This is a genomic window from Streptomyces rapamycinicus NRRL 5491 (genome assembly GCF_024298965.1).
Lineage (GTDB): Bacteria > Actinomycetota > Actinomycetes > Streptomycetales > Streptomycetaceae > Streptomyces > Streptomyces rapamycinicus.
Genome location: NZ_CP085193.1, coordinates 1,176,653 through 1,196,218, shown reverse-complemented (window position 1 = coordinate 1,196,218; position 19,566 = coordinate 1,176,653). Strand labels below are relative to the sequence as shown.

At 73.4% G+C, this 19,566-nt stretch carries 12 protein-coding genes; 8 read left to right on the top strand and 4 right to left on the bottom strand.

The genetic code is table 11. The annotated features are described in order from the left end of the window. Positions 1–8: 8 nt before the first annotated feature. From LIV37_RS05175 to LIV37_RS05165, 3 genes are all read left to right on the top strand, one after another. Positions 9–2,765, top strand: coding sequence for an AAA family ATPase (locus tag LIV37_RS05175; RefSeq protein WP_020866046.1), 2,757 nt, complete (start codon positions 9–11; stop codon positions 2,763–2,765). After that, positions 2,755–5,565 (top strand): LuxR family transcriptional regulator, encoded by a 2,811-nt coding sequence (locus tag LIV37_RS05170; RefSeq protein ID WP_020866045.1) that lies wholly within the window; start codon positions 2,755–2,757, stop codon positions 5,563–5,565. Before LIV37_RS05175 ends, LIV37_RS05170 begins: the two co-directional genes overlap by 11 nt. Before the next feature lie 331 nt (positions 5,566–5,896). Continuing rightward, positions 5,897–6,502, top strand: a complete 606-nt coding sequence (locus tag LIV37_RS05165; protein WP_020866044.1) for a LuxR C-terminal-related transcriptional regulator — start codon at positions 5,897–5,899, stop codon at positions 6,500–6,502. Positions 6,503–6,745: 243 nt separating this feature from the next. On the opposite strand, the gene LIV37_RS05160 is transcribed toward LIV37_RS05165, so the two are convergent. Continuing rightward, positions 6,746–8,431, bottom strand: a complete 1,686-nt coding sequence (locus LIV37_RS05160; RefSeq protein WP_020866043.1) for a PucR family transcriptional regulator — start codon at positions 8,429–8,431, stop codon at positions 6,746–6,748. A gap of 202 nt (positions 8,432–8,633) precedes the next feature. On the opposite strand from LIV37_RS05160, the gene LIV37_RS05155 reads away from it, so the two are divergent. From LIV37_RS05155 to LIV37_RS05145, 3 genes are all read left to right on the top strand, one after another. Continuing rightward, a complete protein-coding gene (locus LIV37_RS05155; protein WP_020866042.1) occupies positions 8,634–9,893 on the top strand; it encodes an aspartate aminotransferase family protein in 1,260 nt (419 codons plus the stop codon). Positions 9,894–9,981: 88 nt separating this feature from the next. Next, positions 9,982–11,454 (top strand): NAD-dependent succinate-semialdehyde dehydrogenase, encoded by a 1,473-nt coding sequence (locus tag LIV37_RS05150; protein ID WP_020866041.1) that lies wholly within the window; start codon positions 9,982–9,984, stop codon positions 11,452–11,454. A gap of 102 nt (positions 11,455–11,556) precedes the next feature. Next, a complete protein-coding gene (locus tag LIV37_RS05145) occupies positions 11,557–12,945 on the top strand; it encodes a CAP domain-containing protein (RefSeq protein WP_020866040.1) in 1,389 nt (462 codons plus the stop codon). 35 nt (positions 12,946–12,980) lie between these two features. Here the strand turns inward: LIV37_RS05145 and LIV37_RS05140 are convergent, their stop codons facing one another. Then, positions 12,981–13,721, bottom strand: a complete 741-nt coding sequence (locus LIV37_RS05140) for a peptidoglycan-binding domain-containing protein (RefSeq protein WP_020866039.1) — start codon at positions 13,719–13,721, stop codon at positions 12,981–12,983. 183 nt (positions 13,722–13,904) lie between these two features. Here LIV37_RS05140 and LIV37_RS05135 point away from each other — a divergent pair, with 183 nt between their 5' ends. Continuing rightward, a complete protein-coding gene (locus tag LIV37_RS05135) occupies positions 13,905–15,158 on the top strand; it encodes an FAD-dependent oxidoreductase (protein ID WP_020866038.1) in 1,254 nt (417 codons plus the stop codon). Between the two features lie 58 nt (positions 15,159–15,216). On the opposite strand, the gene LIV37_RS05130 is transcribed toward LIV37_RS05135, so the two are convergent. Together LIV37_RS05130 and LIV37_RS05125 are read right to left on the bottom strand one after the other, a co-directional pair. Then, positions 15,217–16,737 (bottom strand): amino acid permease, encoded by a 1,521-nt coding sequence (locus LIV37_RS05130; RefSeq protein WP_020866037.1) that lies wholly within the window; start codon positions 16,735–16,737, stop codon positions 15,217–15,219. Between the two features lie 59 nt (positions 16,738–16,796). Next, positions 16,797–17,804, bottom strand: coding sequence for a hypothetical protein (locus tag LIV37_RS05125; protein WP_020866036.1), 1,008 nt, complete (start codon positions 17,802–17,804; stop codon positions 16,797–16,799). A gap of 250 nt (positions 17,805–18,054) precedes the next feature. Here LIV37_RS05125 and LIV37_RS05120 point away from each other — a divergent pair, with 250 nt between their 5' ends. Next, a complete protein-coding gene (locus tag LIV37_RS05120) occupies positions 18,055–19,551 on the top strand; it encodes an FGGY family carbohydrate kinase (protein WP_020866035.1) in 1,497 nt (498 codons plus the stop codon). The last annotated feature ends 15 nt before the right edge of the window (positions 19,552–19,566 follow it).

Sequence of the window (19,566 nt, the reverse complement as noted above, 5' to 3'; positions counted from 1 at the left end):
GTCACACCATGCTGCTCAACGGGCTCCCGTTCCCCGGCCGTGAACGAGAGCAGGCCATGCTTGCCCAGACCGTCACCGACCTCGGCCGGGGACGCTCCTCGGTGGTGACACTGATCGGCAGGCCCGGTTACGGACAGAGCCGCCTGCTGAACCTCGCCGCCCGGCTGGCCGAGGACCAGGGCTTCCGCGTGCTGCGCGCCAAGGCCACCCCCGGCGAGCGCGATGTGCGCTACGGCGTGGTGGGACAGCTGCTCGCCCCGATGGACGGACTCACCGGAGGCTCGATGAAGGCCCTGACCGGACAGGGGCCCGATAGCCGCTTACCGGGCCTGACCGAGCTGCTGCGGACCGCCCGGGAGCGGCCCACACTGCTGGTCGTCGACGATGTGGAATGTCTGGACCCCGCCTCGCTGCGCTGGTTCGGGGCGCTCATACGGCGGCTGCCCGACGCCCTGATCGCCCTCCTGCTGAGCGGCACCGGCCGGCTCCGCCCCGGCGCGTGCCCGCTGTCCACCGCGCCGCGGCAGGTGATCACCCTCGAATGCGAACTGGCCCCGCTCGCCCCGCGCGACGTGGCCGCCACGGTCGCGCTGATCTGCGGCCGCCCCGGCGACAACGCCTTCATCTCCGCGGCCCTGGAGGCGAGCGCGGGCAACCCCGAGGTGCTGTCCGAGGCACTGCGCCGCTTCACCAGACACGGCTACGCGCCGGTCGCCGGGCGAGTGCCGGAACTGTCCACCCTCAGCGAGGCCGTGGGCGGTGAACACACCGTCCGTGTGCTCGGAGGGCTGTCAGACACGGCCGTCGCGCTCGTCCGCGCGCTCGCCGTCTGCGGCGATCTGCTGGATCTGTCCCTGCTCTACGCGCTCGCCGGCCCCCGCGCCGCGAGCGAGCCCGGACTGCCCGAAGTGCTCCGGGAGAGCGGGCTCGCCATCGCCTCCGGGACCGGGCTCCGGCTGAGCCGGCCCGAGGCGCGCGGCTGGATCCTCGCCGAGATGCCCGGTGACGAGCGGGCCGAACTCCACGCCCGTGCCGCCGAGTTGGCCTATCGGGCGGCCGTGGCCGACGAGGACATCGCCCGGCTGCTGCTCGCCGCCCGCCCGGTCGACGAGCCCTGGGTGATCCCCGTGCTGCGCCGCACCTGCGCCGCCGCGCTGCGCGCGGGCCGGACCGCCCAGGCGATCGCCTGTCTGTCCCGGGCGCTGGAGGAGCCGCTGGACCCGGCGCCACGCGCGCGGCTGGGCCTCGAACTCGCCGCCATCGAAGTGCTCGCCGCCCCCGAGGCCGCGGGCCGCCGGCTGGCGGAGATCATCCGTACCGGCGACGGCGGACCCGGCCGGATCCGGGTGCGCGCCGCCGACCTCGGACTCTCCCGCGGCGACGACAAGGCGCTGCGCCGCGCGATCGTCGACGTGCTGCCCTCGACCGACGCCGAGGAACAGGGAGCGCTCGCGGGGCTGTTCTGGCTCACCGAGTCCGACGGGCAGGACGACACCGACCTGGTCCCGGACGGGATCCCGCCGCTGCCCGACGACCCCACCTGCCCGGTGCAGGCCGCGGCGCGCGCCTGGCGACTGGCCCTGCACGGCGCGGACCTGCCCACCGCCCGGACGCTGGCCCATCGGGTCTTCACCCTGGACGGCGGTGCGGGCGCCCTGATCCTGCCCCGGCTCACCGCAGCCCGGACCCTGCTGCTGACCGACGACCTGGACGAGGCCGAGGTCCGGCTGGACATCCTCCACACCGACCTGCGCCGGCGGCACGCCCGCGCGGCCGCCGCCCAGGTCCTGGCCGTCCGCGGCGAGCTGAACCTGCGGCGCGGCCGGCTCGACATGGCCGAACGGGACGTGGCCGCCGCCGAGCGATCGCTGCCCCGCCCCCTCTGGCACCGCTACACCGTCCCGTATCTGCTGGCCGTCCGGATCCTCATCGCCCTGGAGAACGGCGACCTCGGCCAGGCCGGTGTGCTCGCGGCCGCCTCCGCCCCCGCCGAGTCGCGCGAGGGCGCCTCCTGGGGCTATCTGCTCTTCGCCCGGGCGCTGGTGGCCGTCAAGGACGACCGGCTGCCCGAGGCGGCGGAGCTGTTCCGGGCCACCGGCAGATGGCAGTTGGGCCGGGGGCGGATCAACCCCGCCCTGATGCCGTGGCGTTCGATGGCCGCCCGGGTCCACGACGCGCTCGGCGACCACGAGGAGGCACGGCGGCTCACCGACGAGGAGCTCGCGCTGGCCCGGTTGTGGGGCGCACCCAACACGCTCGGCTGGGCCCAGCTCGGCGCCGGACGGGTGGCCCGCGAGGGGCGGGTCGAGCGGCTCCGCGAGGCGGTGGCCACCCTGCGCGGCACCCCGGCCCGGCTCGCCTACGCGGGCGCCCTGATGGAGCTGGCCACGGCCGAACTCGACGCCGGGAGCCCGCGCGCCGCGGCCCCCCTGGTGGCCGAGCTGTTCACCTTCGTCATCGCCCACCGGCCCTCCAGCAAGCTGGTCGCGAAGGTGCGCGAGCTGTCCGAGCGGACGGGGCCCTCCGCCGTCCGCGGACGTGTCCCGCATCCGGCGTGGGCGACGCTGACCGAACCCGAGCAGCGCACCGCCTCCCTCGTCGGACTCGGCCATGGCAACCGGGAGATAGCCGAGACCCTCTCCGTCAGCAGACGCACCGTGGAGCTGAGGCTCAGCGGTGCGTACCGAAAACTGGGGATCGGCGGTCGCGCGGAGCTGATCGCGTTGTTGCGGGCGGCGCAGGGAGGCGGAATCGATGTTGCTTGAACGGGAGGCCGAGCTGGCGCAGGTCGCGGAGGCCCTGCGGGCCGCGGCGGCGGGAGACTCGTCACTGCTGTTGCTCACCGGCCCCCTGGGCACCGGCCGGACCGCGCTGCTGCACCAGCTGCCGATGCTCGCCGAGGGCGAGAAGATCAGGGTCCTGCGCGCCAACGCCGCGCCGATGGAGCAGGACTTCGACCTCGGTGTGGTCCGCCAGCTCTTCGACAGCCTGCTCACCGGCGCCCCGGAAGAACTCCGCGGGCAGCGCATCGAGACAGAGGTCGACCTCTGCCGGACGGTCTTCTCCGACGACGACCCGCCGATCGACGAGGACGGAGCCGTCACCATCCCCGAGGAAGCGCTGTACGGCCTGCGTTCGGTACTGGCCACCGCCGGCGCCGAACGCCCGCTGCTCATCCTCGTGGACGATCTGCAGTGGGTCGACACCCCCTCGCTGCGCTGGCTCGCCTTCCTCGTCAAGCGGCTGCACGGGCTGCGCGCCGTGGTCGTCTGCGCGCTGCGGGACGGCTACCGGCGCCCCGGGGACCCACTGCTGCCGGAGATCGTCGAGGCGGCGCGGCGGGTGCTGCGCCCCGCGCCGCTTTCGCTGGGCGCCACCAAGGAAGTGATCCTCGAGCAGTTCGGCGTGCCGGGCGACGAGGAGTTCGCCCGTGCCTGCCACGAGAGCTCCGCGGGGAACCCGCTGTTCCTGAAGTCGGTGCTGGCGGACCTGGCCATGCGCGGCCACCGGCCCACCGCCGAGCATGTCGAATCGGCCCGCTCCTTGCGCCCCGCCCAGCTGCGCGAGCGGCTGGCCAGCTCCCTGCGCGCCCAGCCCCGGCCCCCGCGTGACCTGGCCGCGGCCATCGCGGTCCTCGGCGACCAGGCCGAACCGGAGCTGCTGGGGCGGCTGGCCAGGCTGGACCCGATCGGCTACCTGGCCGCGCTGCGCGACCTCCACCAGCTGGGGCTGCTCGCCGCCGAGCAGGAGCCGCGCTTCCTCCACCGGGTGGTGCAGGACGCCGTCGAGTCCTCGATGACCGTGGCCGAACGGGAGCGGCTGCACGACGCCGCGGCGGCCCTGATGTACCACAACGGACGCCCCGCCGAACTCGTCGCCGCCCAGCTCTTGGCCGTCACCAGCTCCGACCACCCCTGGGCGGTGGAGGTGCTGCGCGCCGCGGCGGACACCGCGCTGCGCCGCGGCGCGCCCCGCACCGCCGCCCGCTTTCTGCGCCGCGCCCTCCTGGACGGCTCGCTGACCGGGGAGGGCCGGGCCCGGCTGCTGATCGACCTGGCCACCGCGGAGCGCGGCTTCGACCCGGCCGCCTGTGAACGCCACATCTCCCAGGCGATACCCCTGCTGACCACGGCCAGGCTCCGGGCCGCCGCGGCCCTGCGGATCTCGCCCACCATCGTGGGCCTGGGGCCCCCGTCGGTCATCGATCTGCTGCACCAGGTCGCCGAGGACCTGGGGCCCGCCGCCTCGCTGGAGGGCACGGCGCGCGATGTGGCGCTGCGGCTCGAGGCGCGGCTGCGGCACGCCGGACACGAGGACCCGGCTGAGCTGGCCGCGGCGGTCGAGCGGCTGTCCGCGCTGGGGGAGGAGCCGCCGCTGATGACCTCCGCCGAGCGCGAGCTGACGGCGGTGCTGCTCAACGCGGCGGTGCTCACCGCCCGATGGCCCGCGGCCGAGGTCTCCCGGCTGGCCAACCGCATCCTGGAGCGCGAACCGGCCACCTCCGACCAGGTCCACACCCCGCTGCCGCTGGTGGTGATCGGGCTGGTGGCGGCCGATTCGGTACGGGGGATCAGCTCCTGGCTGGCGATGGAGCAGCAGACGCGTCGGCAGGGCGGCACGGTCGTGGACGCGCTCGTCAACGTCCAGCAGGCCATGGTGCTCGGCGCCCGCGGCCGCGTCGCCCAGGCCCGTGAGTACGCCGAGCGCGCCGTGCGGCTGGCCGAGGTGCACTGGCAGGAGGCCGGGGTCGTCTCCACCCTCGCCCTCACCCGCGTCGCCCTGGACCTCCAGGACTCAGCGCTGATCGAGCGGATTCTGGACGGCCCCGGCCGGCGCCGCTCCTCGAGCCTGGCCCTGACCGCGGCGCTGCAGTTCGTCAAGGCGGCGCAGGACGCCGAGCAGGGCCGCTGGACCAGCGCCCTGGAAACCCTCCTGGCCTGCGGCCGGCAGCTGGAGGCGTCGGGCTGGCGCAATCCCGTGCTCTTCTCCTGGCGGCCCTGGGCGGCCGACCTCCACCGGCGGGTCGGCGACCCCCACGCGGCCGGGGCGCTGGCCGAGGAGGAGCTGCTGCGGGCGACGGAATGGGGCGCCCCGGTGGCGCTCGGCCGCGCGCTGCGGGCGAAGGCCCGGCTGAGCGACGGTGACCAGGGGCTGCGGCTGCTGCACGAATCCGTCGATGTGCTGCGCGCCTCTGCCAATGAGCTGGAACTCGCCCGCACGCTCCTGCTGCTGGGCAAGCGGCTGCGGCCGGGAGGCGGCGAGGCGGCGGCGGTACTCCGGGAGGCCGCGGCGCTGGCCTCGGCGTGCGGGGTGCCACGGCTGGTCGAGCGGATCCGCGCGGCGGACGGCAGCGGTGCGGCGGCCGCCCCGCCGGAGGCGACCCTCACCCGTACCGAACGCACCGTGACCTCCCTCGTCGGACGCGGCCTGACCAACCAGGAGGTCGCGGCCGAGCTGGGGGTGAGCTCCCGCGCCATCGAGAAGCATCTGACGAGTTCCTATCGCAAGCTGGGCGTCTCCGGGCGGCGCGAGCTCATCGAGCTGCTGCCTCGCATGCATTCGTGAACGGAGCGTTAACGGCGATAATTGGACGCTGTTTGACGAGGATTCGTGAACCGACCGTACCGGCCCACCGAAGGGGTGGGGTGCGGACCGAACCTTCGGGACACCCCACCACGGGATTGGGTGGCTACACCCCTGTTGACGTTGACTTCCGTACCCGTAGATCCCTAGTCTCAATTCTGAAATGAACATTTGGAATTGAATATCGATATTCAATTCCGAATACTGAGAATTAGGAAGGGATGGCAGTCCCTTGGCATTGCCTTTACTAGCGGATTCGGCTCGGCCAACCCCCCACGAGCTTGGACACGAGCAGACCGAGTACACGGATCTATTGCGCCAGTTCGATCAGCCAGGGGCGTGTGTCGTCTGTCTCGACCCGTCGCTCATCGTCCAACAGGCGAACCGGGAATTCTTCCGGCAGTTCGACGACGCCTCCTCGGACGTGTGCGGCCGCGACTTCAGTGACCTTGTCCACCCCAGCGTCCGACAGGCGCTGAAGCGGCAGTTCACCCGGCTCCTCGACGGCTCCCGTCACCGGTTCACCACGCATGTGGTGGCCATCGGGGCCGAGGGGGCCGCCTTCACCAGCGGGCTCACCGCCGTGGCGGTGCGCGAGGGCACCGCCCATGTGGCGTCGATCCTCGTGGTGATGCGTCCCACGGCGGGTGGCGAGGAGGTGGACATGGTCACCAACCGTAAGAAGCTCCTCACCGAGACCGAGGCGCGCATCCTGGAGGGCATCGCCGCCGGGCTCTCCACCATCCCGCTGGCCTCCCGGCTCTACCTCAGCCGGCAGGGTGTCGAGTACCACGTGACTCGGCTGCTGCGGAAGCTGCGGGTGCCCAACCGCGCGGCCCTCGTCTCCCGCGCCTACTCCATCGGCGTACTCAACGTCGGCTGCTGGCCGCCAAAGGTCGTCGACGACTTCGTCAAATGACCCCCGCGCCGCGGAGGTCCACGAACGCGCCACGGCCGGCCCGGATTCGCTCCGGGCCGGCCGTGGCGCGTCGCCGTCTCAGAGCCTGTGTCATATCCCCGGTCGGATCAGCGTGCGGCGTCTGGTGCGTGCGATCGCAAGGCGCCGGAGCGTCCTCGTGGCGGAGCCACGCGGGCGTTTCGGCAACGCCGCGAGCGTGCGTGCCAGACGCCGCACGCCCGGCCGGGGATATGACACAGGCTCTCAGGACGGGGCCGGGCCCCGGGACAGCCGCAGCAGACGGAAGGCGGTGAGCGCCACATGGAGCTGGGTGCGCTGTTCACCCGACTCCAGATCGCAGCCCAGCACCCGCTCCACCGAGTGCAGCCGCTGGTAGAACGCCTGCCGGGACAGATTCGCGCGCTTGGCGGCCACAGTCTTGTTGCCCGCCGCGTCCAGGAAGGTGTGCAGCACCGGCAGCAGATCGGTGCCGTGCCGCTCGTCGTAGTCCACCAGCCGTCCCAACTGCCGCTCCACGAACTCCTGGAGCCGCACATCGCCGCGCAGCGCGTACAGCAACTGCCGCAGCCCGATGTCGGACAGCTCGTGGAACGCCTTGTCCGGGGTCCCCGGAACGGCGGCGTCCGCGACCCGCGCCGCCTGCTGGAACGACCGGGCGGTCTGCGACAGGTCCGACACCTCCGAGCCGACGCTGATCACGGCGTCCGGCCGGGACTCCCGCACCGAGCGGCTCAGCCGCTCCACCAGCGGCCGCCACGGCGCGGCGGCGGGCAGGGCCAGCAGCACCCCTATGTGGTCACCGGGCACCGCGCCGACCAGTACGGCGGCCCCGGCCGCCCCCAGCTCGTCCGTCAGCCGGTCCTCCAGCTCGGTCGTCTCCCCGGCGCCGGGCCCGGGGCTGACCAGCACCACCATCAGCCGGCGGCCCGCGACCGGCACGCCCAGCGCCTCGGCCCTGGCCCGGGCCTCGCCCCTGGACCGGCAGCGCTGTTCCACCAGGTCCAGCAGCAGCGTGCGCTGGGCCCGCCGCTCCCAGCGGGTGTGATGGGTGAGCCTGGCGATGGTCAGGGCCGTGGCGGTGCGCTCCAGGACCATCGCGTCCTCGGGGCCGACCGCCGGGTCCCGGGCCCCGTCCGGGAGCATCAGCAGCCGCCCCCACCGCTCGCCCCGGTACTCCACCGCGGTCACCAGCCAGTCCTCCGGACCGCTCAGCCCGGTCCGGTCGGGCGAGGGCGTGGCGCGCGAGCGCCGCTCCCAGCCGGTCAGCGCCCCCTCCACCCCGCGCCCCGGTGAACCGCAGATGACGGCCTGGTGCACCAGGTTCTCCAGCACCACGGGGTGTCCGCTCATCTCGGCCGCCATGTCCACCACCTCCTCGGGCCCGGCCCCCCGCAGGGTCAGCGCGGTGAAGGTGTCATGGACGTCCTGGGCCCGGCGCAGGCTCTCCACCTGACTGCCGACGATCAGGGAGTGGAGCACCTGGGTGACCTCCACGAAGTTCACCGTCCGCGAGAGCAGGACGAGCGGGAAGTCCCGCGCCAGACAGGCCCGTACCAGCTCCGAGGGCGGCCGGTGGTAGCGCCGCACCAGCTCGATGACCAGCCCGGCGGCGCCGACGTCCGCGAGTTCGTCGACATACCGGCGGACCAGCGCCGGGTCCTCGGGCAGCGGCATCCCGGTGGTCAGCACCAGCTCCCCGCCCTTGAGGAAGGACGCGGGGTCCAGCAGCTCGGTGATGTGGACCCAGCGGACCGGCCGGGCCAGCTGCCCATGGCCGGAGACCACCTCCGGCGCCCCGGCGGCCAGCACCGGAAGCCGCAGCACCTCGGCGAGGCTGAGCGGCGGGCGCCCCGGGATCCGCGGGGGCTCCGAGGGGCGGGTCAGCGGCCGTCCGGCAGCGTCGTACGCGGTGCCGCCGAAGCCGTTCATGCCGCTCACTCTGGCAAGCCCGCACGCCGAGCGCAACCACGATCCCGGCCGACCTCTTGACAGGACCGGTATCCGGGGTCGTTGACAGATCGTCCATAGCGATCACCACCCCGCGACACAGTGATCATTGTCCTGACCGGGTCCGCCCCCTCACCCTCGAAGTGTCCGAGCACATCGTCGACCCGTGGGTGTGGGAGAGAACATGACCAATCTGTCGCCGCAGCTCCGTCAAGCCACTCCGGTGGTCGCCGTCCGGGGAGAGGGCGCCTACGTCGACGGCGAGGACGGGCGGCGATACCTCGACTTCACCGCGGGCATCGGCGTCACCAGCACCGGGCACTGCCATCCGCGGGTCGTCGCCGCCGCCCAGGAGCAGGTGGGCACCCTCATCCACGGCCAGTACACGACCGTGATGCACCCGCCGCTGCGGCGGCTGGTCGAGAAGCTGGGCGAGGTGCTCCCCACGGGCCTCGACAGTCTGTTCTTCAGCAACTCCGGCAGCGAGGCCGTGGAGTCGGCCCTGCGCCTGGCCCGCCAGGCCACCGGCCGGCCCAACGTCCTGGTCTGCCACGGCGGATTCCACGGCCGCACTGTGGCCGCCGCCTCCATGACCACCTCCGGAACCCGCTTCCGGTCCGGTTTCTCGCCGCTGATGAGCGGTGTCGTGGTGACCCCGTTCCCCACGGCCTACCGGTACGGCTGGGACGAGGAGACCGCGACCCGGTTCGCCCTGCGGGAGCTGGACTACGTCCTGCAGACCATCTCCCCGCCCGACGACACCGCCGCGATCATCGTCGAACCGGTGCTCGGCGAGGGCGGCTACGTGCCCGCGACCGAGGGCTTCCTGCAGGGCCTGCGGGAGCGGGCCGACCGCCATGGCTTCCTGCTGATCCTGGACGAGGTGCAGACCGGGGTGGGCCGCACCGGACGGTTCTGGGGCCATGACCACTTCGGCATCCGTCCCGACATCCTGGTCACCGCCAAGGGGCTGGCCAGCGGCTTCCCGCTGTCCGGCATCGCGGCCTCCGAGGAGCTGATGAGCAAGGCCTGGCCCGGCTCCCAGGGCGGCACCTACGGCGCCAACGCCGTGGCCTGCGCGGCCGCCGCCGCCACCCTCGACGTGGTCCGCGAGGAGAACCTCGTGGCCAACGCCGAGGCCATGGGGGCGCGGCTGCGCAGCGGTCTGGAGGACGTGGCCGCCAAGACCCCCGCCATCGGCGACGTGCGCGGCCTCGGCCTCATGCTGGCCAGCGAGTTCGTCACCGCCGACGGCGAGCCGGACCCGGCGACCGCGGCCCGGGTGCAGCGCGCCGCCGTGGACGAAGGGCTGTTGCTGCTCCTGTGCGGCGCCTGGAACCATGTGGTCCGGATGATCCCCGCCCTCGTCGTCGACGAAGCGGCGATCGACGAGGGTCTGCGCGCCTGGTCCGCCGCCGTCCAAGCCGGAACAGCGGACTCCTGACGCGCACCGCACATCACTCACGGGAGCCCGATCCGCCCGCCGCTCCGAACCCCTCGGACCGGCGGCGGTCCGATAGGAGATTGCCCCTATGTCCACCCCCTCGTACCCCTCGGCCGCCGAGGTCCTCGCCGCGGTGCCCAAGCAGCTCTACATCGCCGGATCGTGGTCCGACGCGGCGGGCGGCCGGACCATGCCGGTCGACGACCCGGCCACCGGTGAGGTGCTGTGCGACGTCGCCGACGCCGCCCCCGCCGACGGGCAGCGCGCCCTGGCCGCGGCCGTGGAGGCCCAGGAGAAGTGGGCGGCCACCGCGCCCCGCGCGCGCAGCGAGATCCTGCGCCGCGCCTATGAGCTGATCGTGGAGCGGGCGGACGCGCTCGCCGCGCTGATGACGGCCGAGATGGGCAAGCCGCTGGCCGAGGCGCGCGGAGAGGCGGCCTACGCCGCGGAGTTCTTCCGCTGGTTCTCCGAGGAGGCCGTGCGCGTCGAGGGCGGGTTCTCCACGATGCCGGACGGCAAGAACCGCATGCTGCTGATGCGCCGTCCGGTCGGCCCCTGTCTGCTCATCACGCCGTGGAACTTCCCGCTGGCCATGGGCACCCGCAAGATCGGCCCGGCGATCGCCGCGGGCTGCACCATGGTGCTCAAGCCCGCCCCGCAGACCCCGCTGTCCAGCCTGGCGCTCGCCGGGATCCTGGCGGAGGCGGGGCTTCCGGCCGGGGTGCTCAACGTGGTCACCACCTCCCGCGCGGGAGAGGTCGTGGAGCCGCTGCTGACCGGCGGGCACATCCGCAAGCTCTCCTTCACCGGCTCCACCCAGGTCGGCCGCACCCTGCTCGCCCAGAGCGCGCCCGCGGTGGTCCGCACCTCCATGGAGCTCGGCGGCAACGCCCCCTTCATCGTCTTCGAGGACGCCGACCTCGATGTCGCGGTCGAGGGCGCCATGACCGCCAAGATGCGCAACATGGGCGAGGCGTGCACGGCGGCCAACCGCTTCTTCGTCCACTCCTCCGTGGCGGCGGAGTTCGCCGACCGGCTGGCCCGCCGCATGGGCGCGCTGGAGGTCGGCCCCGGCAGCCGCGCCGGTGTCCAGGTCGGGCCGCTCATCGACCGGGCGGGCCGTACCAAGGTCGAGGAGCTGGTCGCGGACGCCGTGGCACGCGGCGCCGAGGTCCTGGTCGGCGGCAGCACCCCCGAGGGCCCCGGCTGCTTCTACCCGCCCACGGTGCTCACCGGCGTCTCCCCGGCCAGCCGGCTGATGGAGACCGAGATCTTCGGACCGGTCGCGGCCGTGCTCACCTTCGACGACGAGGACGAGGTCCTCGCCACCGCCAACGACACCGAATGGGGTCTGGTGGGCTATGTGTTCACCCAGGACCTCAACCGCTCGCTGCGGGTGAGCGAGCGGCTCGAGGTCGGCATGGTCGGCCTCAACACCGGACTGGTCTCCAACCCCGCGGCCCCCTTCGGGGGCGTCAAACAGTCCGGGCTCGGACGCGAGGGCGGCCGCGTCGGCATCGACGAGTTCCTGGAGTACAAGTACGTGGCGGTGCCGGTCTGACCGCTGTCACAGCGCCGGGGCGCCCGCCGGAACCGCCGGTGGCGCCCGGGCGTTGCCCTCATTGACGCGTTGCTTCCAGACACGCGGCGGTGAGGAGCGGACATGGGCGAGTTGGTGCCCGGCGGGAACCAGGCGCTGCCCGACGGCTCGCTGACCATCCGGGTGCCGGGCCCGTTCGACCTGTCCGCGCTGATCAGCGGCGAGGACGGAAAGGTCGCGGGCGACGGTGACTTCGTCTTCTTCAACCAGCCCACCGCGCCCGGCGCCCGGCTGGACGGCGACACCGTCACCCTGCGGCCGCGGGCGCTGCGGCCCGGCGCCGCCCGGGTCACCCTCGTCATCAGCCCCGCCGACCCGGGCACCCCGCTGGGGCGGCTCCCGGCGCCCGTGCTGAGCGTCCTGGACGAGCGGGGAGCACCGCTGGCCCGGTTCGCCCCGCCGCGCCCCGAGCGGGAGACGGTGCTGCTGCTCGCCGAGATCTACCGCCGCGGCGGCGGCTGGAAGGTGCGGGCGATCGGCCAGGGGTACGCCGACGGACTGGCCGGTGTGGCCCGGGACTTCGGCGTCGACGTCGCCGACGACGGAACCGCCGCCGCGCCCGCGTCTCCCGCACCGGTGCCTCCCGCGCCACCCGCGCCAGTGCCTCCCATGCCTCTCGCGCCTCCCGCCCCTGTGCCCACCGCCCCCGCCACCGCCCCCGCGCCCGCCGACGGGGCCTCGCGGCAGGCCCTCGACGTGGTGAACGCGGCCCGGGCCCGGGCCGGGGCGGCGCCCGTGGCCCTCGACGGACGGCTGACCGCGGCGGCCGGGGCGCACGCCCGGGCCATGGCCGCCCACGGCGCGCTGGCTCTGGAGAGCCCGGACGGCACCTCGCTCTTCCACCGGATCGCCGCGCACGGATACCGCCCGCTGACCATCGCCGAGCACATCGTCTCCGGGCCGCGCACCCCACGCGAGTTCGTGGCCTACTGCCTCGAAGGCGCCGAGCGCCGGGGCCCGTTCCACGACCCGGCCATCGTCCACCTGGGCATCGGCCGGGCCGACGGGCCCACCACGGACGTCTACTGGACGGCGGTATGGGCCCGGCCGTTCACCCCGGACGGGCTGCTGCGGCTGGCCTCCGAGGTCATCTCCCTCACCAACGCGGAGCGCGCCGCAGCCCGGCTCGCGCCCCTCGCCCCGGACCCGCGGCTGACGGCGGCCGCGCAGGCACACAGCGACGACATGGTGGCCCGCGACTTCTACTCCCACACCGGCCCCGAGGGGCATCAGCCCTGGGACCGGGCCCGGGCCGCCGGGGCCGCCCACCGCGGCATCGGCGAGAACATCGCGTGCGGCCAGCGCTCCCCGGAGGAGGTGGTGCGGGGCTGGATGAACAGCCCGGGTCACCGCGCCAACATCCTGAAGCCCGACTTCACCCACATCGGCGTCGGCCATGCCACCGGCAGCCGCGCGGGCACGTACTGGACCCAGGTCTTCGGCGCCGCCTGAGGGCGTCCCGCCCCTGTCCGCCTCCGGCCGTGGCGTCAGGTGCGCGACTCCAGACCGCGCCGTGTGGCGCTCCCGTACACCCCGTTCGCGTCGCCCCGGATCCCGTACCACACCTGGAACCGGGAGACGGCCTGTGCCAGCGTCTGGTCGTACTCGCCGTTGACCGGCCCGTCCTGATACACGTTAGGGATCCGCAGCAGCCGCTTCTGGAGCTCGGTGACCTCCGGGCCGGTGCTCCCGAGGGTCAGCACATCGCCCGGGTCGCCCGGCGGCGGCAATTGGTCGTCCGGGTCCTGCGAGGCGGGGGCGCTCGGCGTCTGCGGCGCGCCGGAGGTCGCGGGCGCGGTGGACGCGGTCGGTGTGGCCGACGCGCCGCCCTCGGCCGCGCCGGACGCCGAGTCCCGGTCCACCATCACCACCAGCGAGAGAACGACCCCCGCGCCGAGTCCGGCCAGCACCAGCAGGGCGGCGCTGGGGCGCCGCCCGGCCGGTGCGGGCGGTGCGGGCGGTTGCTGGGGCGCGGCCGGTGCCTCCTGCGGGGGCCAGGCGTCGGCGGCGGAGGGGCCGCCCGTCATCTCCTGGGTGTCGTCGTCCGCCATGGTCGGCGCCTCGGGCGGCAGCTCGGTGCCCGGCGGCCGGAAGAGGTCGAGCTCCTCCATCCACCCCTCGACCGGCCCATCCGGGGCGTCGTCGTACTCCGGCGTCGCGGGGAAGATGGCGGTCGGCTCGATCACCTGACGCCCGGCTGGTCGGTCCGGATCGGATTCGGCTGCCATACAGACCTCCTTATGCGCCCCACAACCATCACGCGGGGATACGGACGCGGGCGCGGGAAGATTCAAGCCGATCGTGAACCGGCGGCGCCGGAGCCCCCGCGGCGCCGGTGTGGCGCGGCGCCGCCGGGTAACCCGTCCTGAGAGGGTGCCCATGGCCTCGGGGACGTCGAAGGGAGCCATGAGATGGAGCGGACCACATGCTGTGTGGTGGGCGGCGGGCCCGCCGGGATGGTCCTCGGCCTGCTGCTGGCCCGGGCCGGGGTGGAGGTCACCGTCCTGGAGAAGCACGGGGACTTCCTGCGCGACTTCCGCGGCGACACGGTGCACCCCAGTACGCTGAGGCTCCTGGACGACCTGGGCCTCGCCGACCGGTTCGCGGCCCTGCCGCAGCGGCATGTGCACTCCATCCAGCTGCCCATAGGGCGGGGCGGCGAACTGTTCACGGTCGGCGAGATCGGCTCACTGCCGGGGAAGTACAACTACGTGGCGATGGTGCCGCAGTGGGATCTGCTCGATCTGCTGGCGGACGAGGCCGAGCGGGAACCCGCCTTCCGACTGCGGACGAACACCGAGGTGACCTCCTTCCTCATGGAGCGCGGACGGGTCGCCGGGGTGCGCTACCGCGACCGCGCGAGCGGCTCCACCGGCGAGCTGCGCGCCACCCTCACCGTGGCCTGCGACGGCCGGGGATCGCTCGCCCGCGACCTGCCCGAGCTCGGACTCCAGGAGTTCGCCTGCCCGATGGACGTCTGGTGGTTCCGGCTGCCGCGCGCGGAGAGCGACCCCCAGGGGCTGGTGGGCAATGTCGGTGAACGCTTTCTCACCGCGATGATCGACCGTGGTGACTACTGGCAGTGCGCCGCCCTGATCCCCAAGGGGGCCGACGCCAAATGCCGCGCCGAAGGTCTCGACCGGTTCCTCACCGCGTTCACCGAGGCCACCCCGTGGATGCGGCGGGGGCCGGCCGACCGTGGGCCGGGCCCGCGGTCCTGGGACGAGGTGAAGCTGCTGAACGTACGGATGGACCGGCTCCGCCGCTGGCACCGCCCCGGACTGCTGTGCATCGGGGACGCGGCCCACGCGATGTCGCCCGTGTTCGGGATCGGCATCAACCTCGCCGTGGAGGACGCGGTCGCCGCCGCCCGCCATCTGGTCCGGCCGCTGCGCGAGGGCACCGTGGGCCTGGCCGACGTACGCGCCGTCCAGCGCCGCCGGTGGCCGACCACCGTCGCGACGCAGGGGCTGCAGCGGATCGCCCACGCCCGGGTCATCGGGCCGCTGCTCCGGGGACGTTCACCGGTCGCCGGAGGGGAGCCGCTGCGGCTGGCCCAGGTGCTGACCAAGGCGCCCTGGCTGAAGCGGGCGCCCGCGTACTTCCTCGCCTACGGCGCGGGCCGCGAGCGGCCCCCGGCCGAGTCGCTGCGCCGCTCCGGATGAGCCGTTGAAGCCGGGTGCGAAAACCTCCCGCACCCGGCTTCACCCATACGACGAACCTTCAGACGATGCCTTCGGCGATCTCCGCCTGCTCGCGCGCCGAGCCGTACGCGGACGGCGTGTTGTACGAGCGACGGGCCACGAACCACCAGATCGTGGCCAGCAGCAGCACCACGGCCAGCGCGATCGAGGCGTAGTTCATCGAGTCCACCGTCACCGGACTGGACTGCGGCAGACAGAACAGCACCGTCACGACCGCCACCCACACCACCGCGATCCAGCCCACCGGCTTGCTCCAGCGGCCCAGGTTCCACGGGCCCGGCTGGAACCGGTCCCCGGCGCGCAGCCGCAGGAAGACGGGGATGGCGTAGGCGGGGGTGATCCCGATGACGTTGATGGCGGTCACCGCGCCGTAGGCGGTCTCGGAGTACAGGGACGGCAGGGCCAGCACACACGCCACCGCCACCGACAGCCAGACCGCGTGCACCGGCGTCTGGGTACGGGAGCTGACCCGCTGCCACAGCCGTGAACCCGGCAGCGCGCCGTCCCGGCTGAAGGCGAACACCATCCGGCTGGCCGCCGCCACCTCGGCGTTCCCGCAGAACAGCTGCGCCACGATGACGATGAGCAGCATCGCGGTGGCGCCGCCCGTGCCCAGGGCGTCGATCAGGATCTGCGCCGGCGGCACTCCGGTGGCGCTTCCCTGGGTGCCGGTGTAGTCCTGGATGGCGAAGGTGAGCCCGGCCAGCAGTACGAACCCGGCCACCCAGGAGACCCAGATGGCGCGGACGATCCCCCGGGCGGCGTAGACGGAGGCGTTGGAGGTCTCCTCGGACAGATGCGCGGAGGCGTCGTAGCCGGAGAAGGTGTACTGGGCGAGCAGCAGTCCGATCGCGGTCACATACAGCGGGTTCGACCAGCCGGTGTCATTGACGAACTCGGTGAAGACGAATTCGGGCGACTGGTGGTGGGAGGGCACGATCGCCAGCGCGCCGACGATGATGGCGACGCCCGCCAGATGCCACCACACACTGACCGAGTTGAGCACGCTCACCAGCCGCACTCCGAACAGATTCAGCGCCGCGTGCAGCAGCAGAATGCAGACGAAGATGAGCATGGTCGATTCCGGTGTGGGATCGAATCCCCACTGGAGGTTGAAGAGCGCGCCGGTGAACAGGGCGGCGCCGTAGTCGATTCCGGCGATGGCCCCGAGCAGCCCCAGCAGATTGAGCCAGCCGGTGTACCAGCCCCAGGTGCGCCCGCCCAGCCGGTCGGCCATGTAGTACAGCGCTCCCGAGGTGGGATACGCGCTGGTCACCTCGGCCAGGGCGAGTCCGACGCACAGTACGAAGAGCCCCACTCCGACCCAGCCCCACATCATCACCGCGGGACCGCCGGTGTCCAGCCCGAAGCCGTACAGCGTCATACATCCGGAGAGAATGGAGATGACCGAGAAACTGATGGCGAAATTGCCGAAGCCGCCCATGCGGCGGGCCAGGACGGGTTGATAGCCGAGCTCACGCAGCCGCTGTTCATCGTCCCGGTGGGGGGCGGGACTCGAACTCGACCATGCCGTGGACATGAATGTACCTCCGAATGCTGGGGCGGGCGAGGGGTGGTACAGGTGTGGGGGAGATCGGCTCAGCCGCCGGTCCCGGGTCTTGGCCCACGGGCGCCGGCCAGTGAGCGGACCCGGGCGCGAAGAAACATTTCTTCAGCCAGCGCGCGGTCGGCGGCGTCGCGGGTGCGGTAGGCCCAGGGGAGCGGGGTGAAGTACGGCCCCAGCGTCTCGAAGACGCGGGCCGCGTCGGGGAACAGCAGCGCGCCCCACAGGGCGTGTGCCAGATGGTTGAGATCGAGCAGGGAACTCGTCGTGACATCCGCGTGGTCGAACCAGCCGAGCAGCGCCTTCCGCGCGTCCCGGGTGGCGTCCTCGGTGGCCCAGTGAAGGTCGAGCGCCTTCTCGTAGCCCCGCTCCTCGCGGTACCGCTCGACATGGACGTACAGCGGCAGCACCTGCAGCGCGGACCCCTCGGGCGCACCCGAGACCACCCACTGCACGAAGTTGACCGCCTCGGCCAGCGAACCCCCGGCCCGCCGGGCGTACACGAACTGCAGCATCCGGTGGTACGCCTCGCGGTTGTACGGATCGCGCCGGTCGGCCTCCGCCAGCAGCCCCCAGGGGCCGGGGAACAGCAGCGGACCCGGCGGGGCCACCCGGTGTTCCTCCTGCCGCTGCTCCTTGTCCAGCTGGGCCAGGGCCAGCAGACACACCCAGGGCACCGGATCCGCCGGGGAGTGGTGCGCGGCCAGCTGGCAGGACTGCCACGCCTCGCGCCACAGCTCCCGGGTGCGGGGGTGTCCCTCGCGGTGTGCGCGCACCGCGCGCTCCACCCCGACCCGCGTGTGCATCACCAGCGCCGCCACGCTCTGCGGCTCCTCGGTCCGCCAGGCGTCCACCACATTGGAGCCCGCCGCGGCCGTGGCCAGCACCTGGGTGCGCTGGGTCCACAGCGACCAGGTGGGGGTCTCCGCGAGCAGATTGCGCATCGATATCCAGCGTCCGGTGCGCAGATCCTGCAGCGCCACGCGCAGCCCGCCGTCATAGCCCGCGGGGTGGTACACGGGGCGGAACTCTTCCTCGGGCATCGGATGACTTTCGTACGGAGCTGACGTACCGGACGCGGGAAAACAAGGTGCCTGGGGGATGGTTGCAGGGATCTTATAGTCCCGGCGCAACGATTCGGGAACGGGGGACTCCGGTCCGTGCCCGAACGGGCCGTCTTGACGCCCGCCCCGCGCCTGCACCAGGCTTTCCGGCAAGATCCGCGCCCCGTCCCGCGAGCGCGCCGTCCCCCGAACCCGAAGCGATCCGCCCGTCCCGAGCGAAGAACCGGACATGCTGCCTGCAGAGCGTCGCCACCGCACCCCGGCCGGCCCCGCGACCGGCCCGGTCCTCGCCATCGACCAGGGCACTTCGGGCACCAAGGCGCTGGTGCTCTGCCCGGAGCGCGGGGTGGTCGGCTCCGCCGAGGCGCCCGTACGGCCCCGTTATCTGCCCGGCGGACTGGTCGAGGTCGATCCGGCCGCGCTGCTCACCTCGGTCATCGAGGCCGGGCGGCAGGCGCTCGCCGCCGCGGGGGAGCCGGTCGTGGCGGTCGGTCTTGCCAACCAGGGCGAGACCGTACTGGCCTGGGACCCCGTCACCGGAGAGCCGCTGACCGACGCCCTGGTCTGGCAGGACCGGCGGGCCCGCACGGTGTGCGAGCAACTCGCGCCGCACGCCGAGACGCTGCGCGAACTCACCGGCCTGCCCCTCGATCCGTACTTCGCGGCGCCCAAGATGGCGTGGATCCGGCGCCATCTGACCGGCGAGGGCGTGGTCACCACCAGCGATGTCTGGCTGATCCACCGGCTCACCGGCGCGTTCGTCACCGATGCCGCCACCGCCGGTCGCACCGGGCTGCTCGACCTCGACCGCGTCGCCTGGTCCCCGAAGGCGCTGGACCTCTACGGGCTGACCGCCGAACGGCTGCCGCGCGTCGTCGACGCCGCGGGGCCGGTCGGCACCACCACCGCCTTCGGCGGCGAGGTCCCGCTCACCGGGCTCCTCGTCGACCAGCAGGCCGCCCTGCTGGCGCAGCGGGTGACCGAGCCGTCCACCGCGAAGTGCACCTACGGCACCGGCGCCTTCCTCCTCGCCCAGACCGGCGACCGGCCCCTGCGCGGCCCCCACGGCCTGGTCTCCTGTGTGGCCTGGCGGTTCGGCGGACGCACCAGCTACTGCCTGGACGGGCAGGTGTACACCGCCGCCTCCGCGGTGCGCTGGCTCAGCGACCTGGGGGTGATCCAGGGACCCCAGGACCTCGACCCGGTCGGGGGGACCGTGCCCGACGCCGGGGGAGTCACCTTCGTACCGGCGCTCGCCGGGCTCGCCGCTCCGTGGTGGCGCGGCGACCTCAAGGGCTCGCTGACCGGGCTCGGCCTCGACACCACCGCCGGACATCTGGTGCGCGCCCTGTGCGAGGGCATCGCCGCCCAGGTCGTGGAGATCGCCGAGGCGGCCGCCTCCGACCTCGGCGCGCCGCTGACCGTCCTGCGGGTCGACGGAGGACTGACCCGCTCGGCGCTGCTGATGCAGACCCAGGCCGATCTGCTGCAGCGGCCGGTGGAGGTGTCGGCGCTGCCGGACGCCACGGCGCTGGGGGTGGGCGCCGCCGCGCGGATGGGGCTGGACCCGGGCCTGCCGGTCGAGGATGCGGTCCCCGCGTGGGAGCCCGCCGCCGTCTACGAGCCGCGGATCAGCGCGGAGCGGGCCGCCGAGCGGCTGGCCGCCTTCCGCTCGGCCGTGGCCGCGCTGCTGGACCAGGCGCCGACGGCCGCCGCCCACGACTGAGGACCCCGCGCACCA

Bases quoted from the DNA above. Each gene is read 5' to 3' on its own strand.
- LIV37_RS05145 (WP_020866040.1), top strand. From the start codon at position 11,557: ATGGGCGAGTTGGTGCCCGGCGGGAACCAGGCGCTGCCCGACGGCTCG.
- LIV37_RS05155 (WP_020866042.1), top strand. From the start codon at position 8,634: ATGACCAATCTGTCGCCGCAGCTCCGTCAAGCCACTCCGGTGGTCGCC.
- LIV37_RS05120 (WP_020866035.1), top strand. From the start codon at position 18,055: ATGCTGCCTGCAGAGCGTCGCCACCGCACCCCGGCCGGCCCCGCGACC.
- LIV37_RS05170 (WP_020866045.1), top strand. From the start codon at position 2,755: ATGTTGCTTGAACGGGAGGCCGAGCTGGCGCAGGTCGCGGAGGCCCTG.
- LIV37_RS05160 (WP_020866043.1), bottom strand. From the start codon at position 8,431: ATGAACGGCTTCGGCGGCACCGCGTACGACGCTGCCGGACGGCCGCTG.
- LIV37_RS05135 (WP_020866038.1), top strand. From the start codon at position 13,905: ATGGAGCGGACCACATGCTGTGTGGTGGGCGGCGGGCCCGCCGGGATG.
- LIV37_RS05175 (WP_020866046.1), top strand. From the start codon at position 9: ATGCTGCTCAACGGGCTCCCGTTCCCCGGCCGTGAACGAGAGCAGGCC.
- LIV37_RS05150 (WP_020866041.1), top strand. From the start codon at position 9,982: ATGTCCACCCCCTCGTACCCCTCGGCCGCCGAGGTCCTCGCCGCGGTG.
- LIV37_RS05130 (WP_020866037.1), bottom strand. From the start codon at position 16,737: ATGTCCACGGCATGGTCGAGTTCGAGTCCCGCCCCCCACCGGGACGAT.
- LIV37_RS05140 (WP_020866039.1), bottom strand. From the start codon at position 13,721: ATGGCAGCCGAATCCGATCCGGACCGACCAGCCGGGCGTCAGGTGATC.
- LIV37_RS05125 (WP_020866036.1), bottom strand. From the start codon at position 17,804: ATGCCCGAGGAAGAGTTCCGCCCCGTGTACCACCCCGCGGGCTATGAC.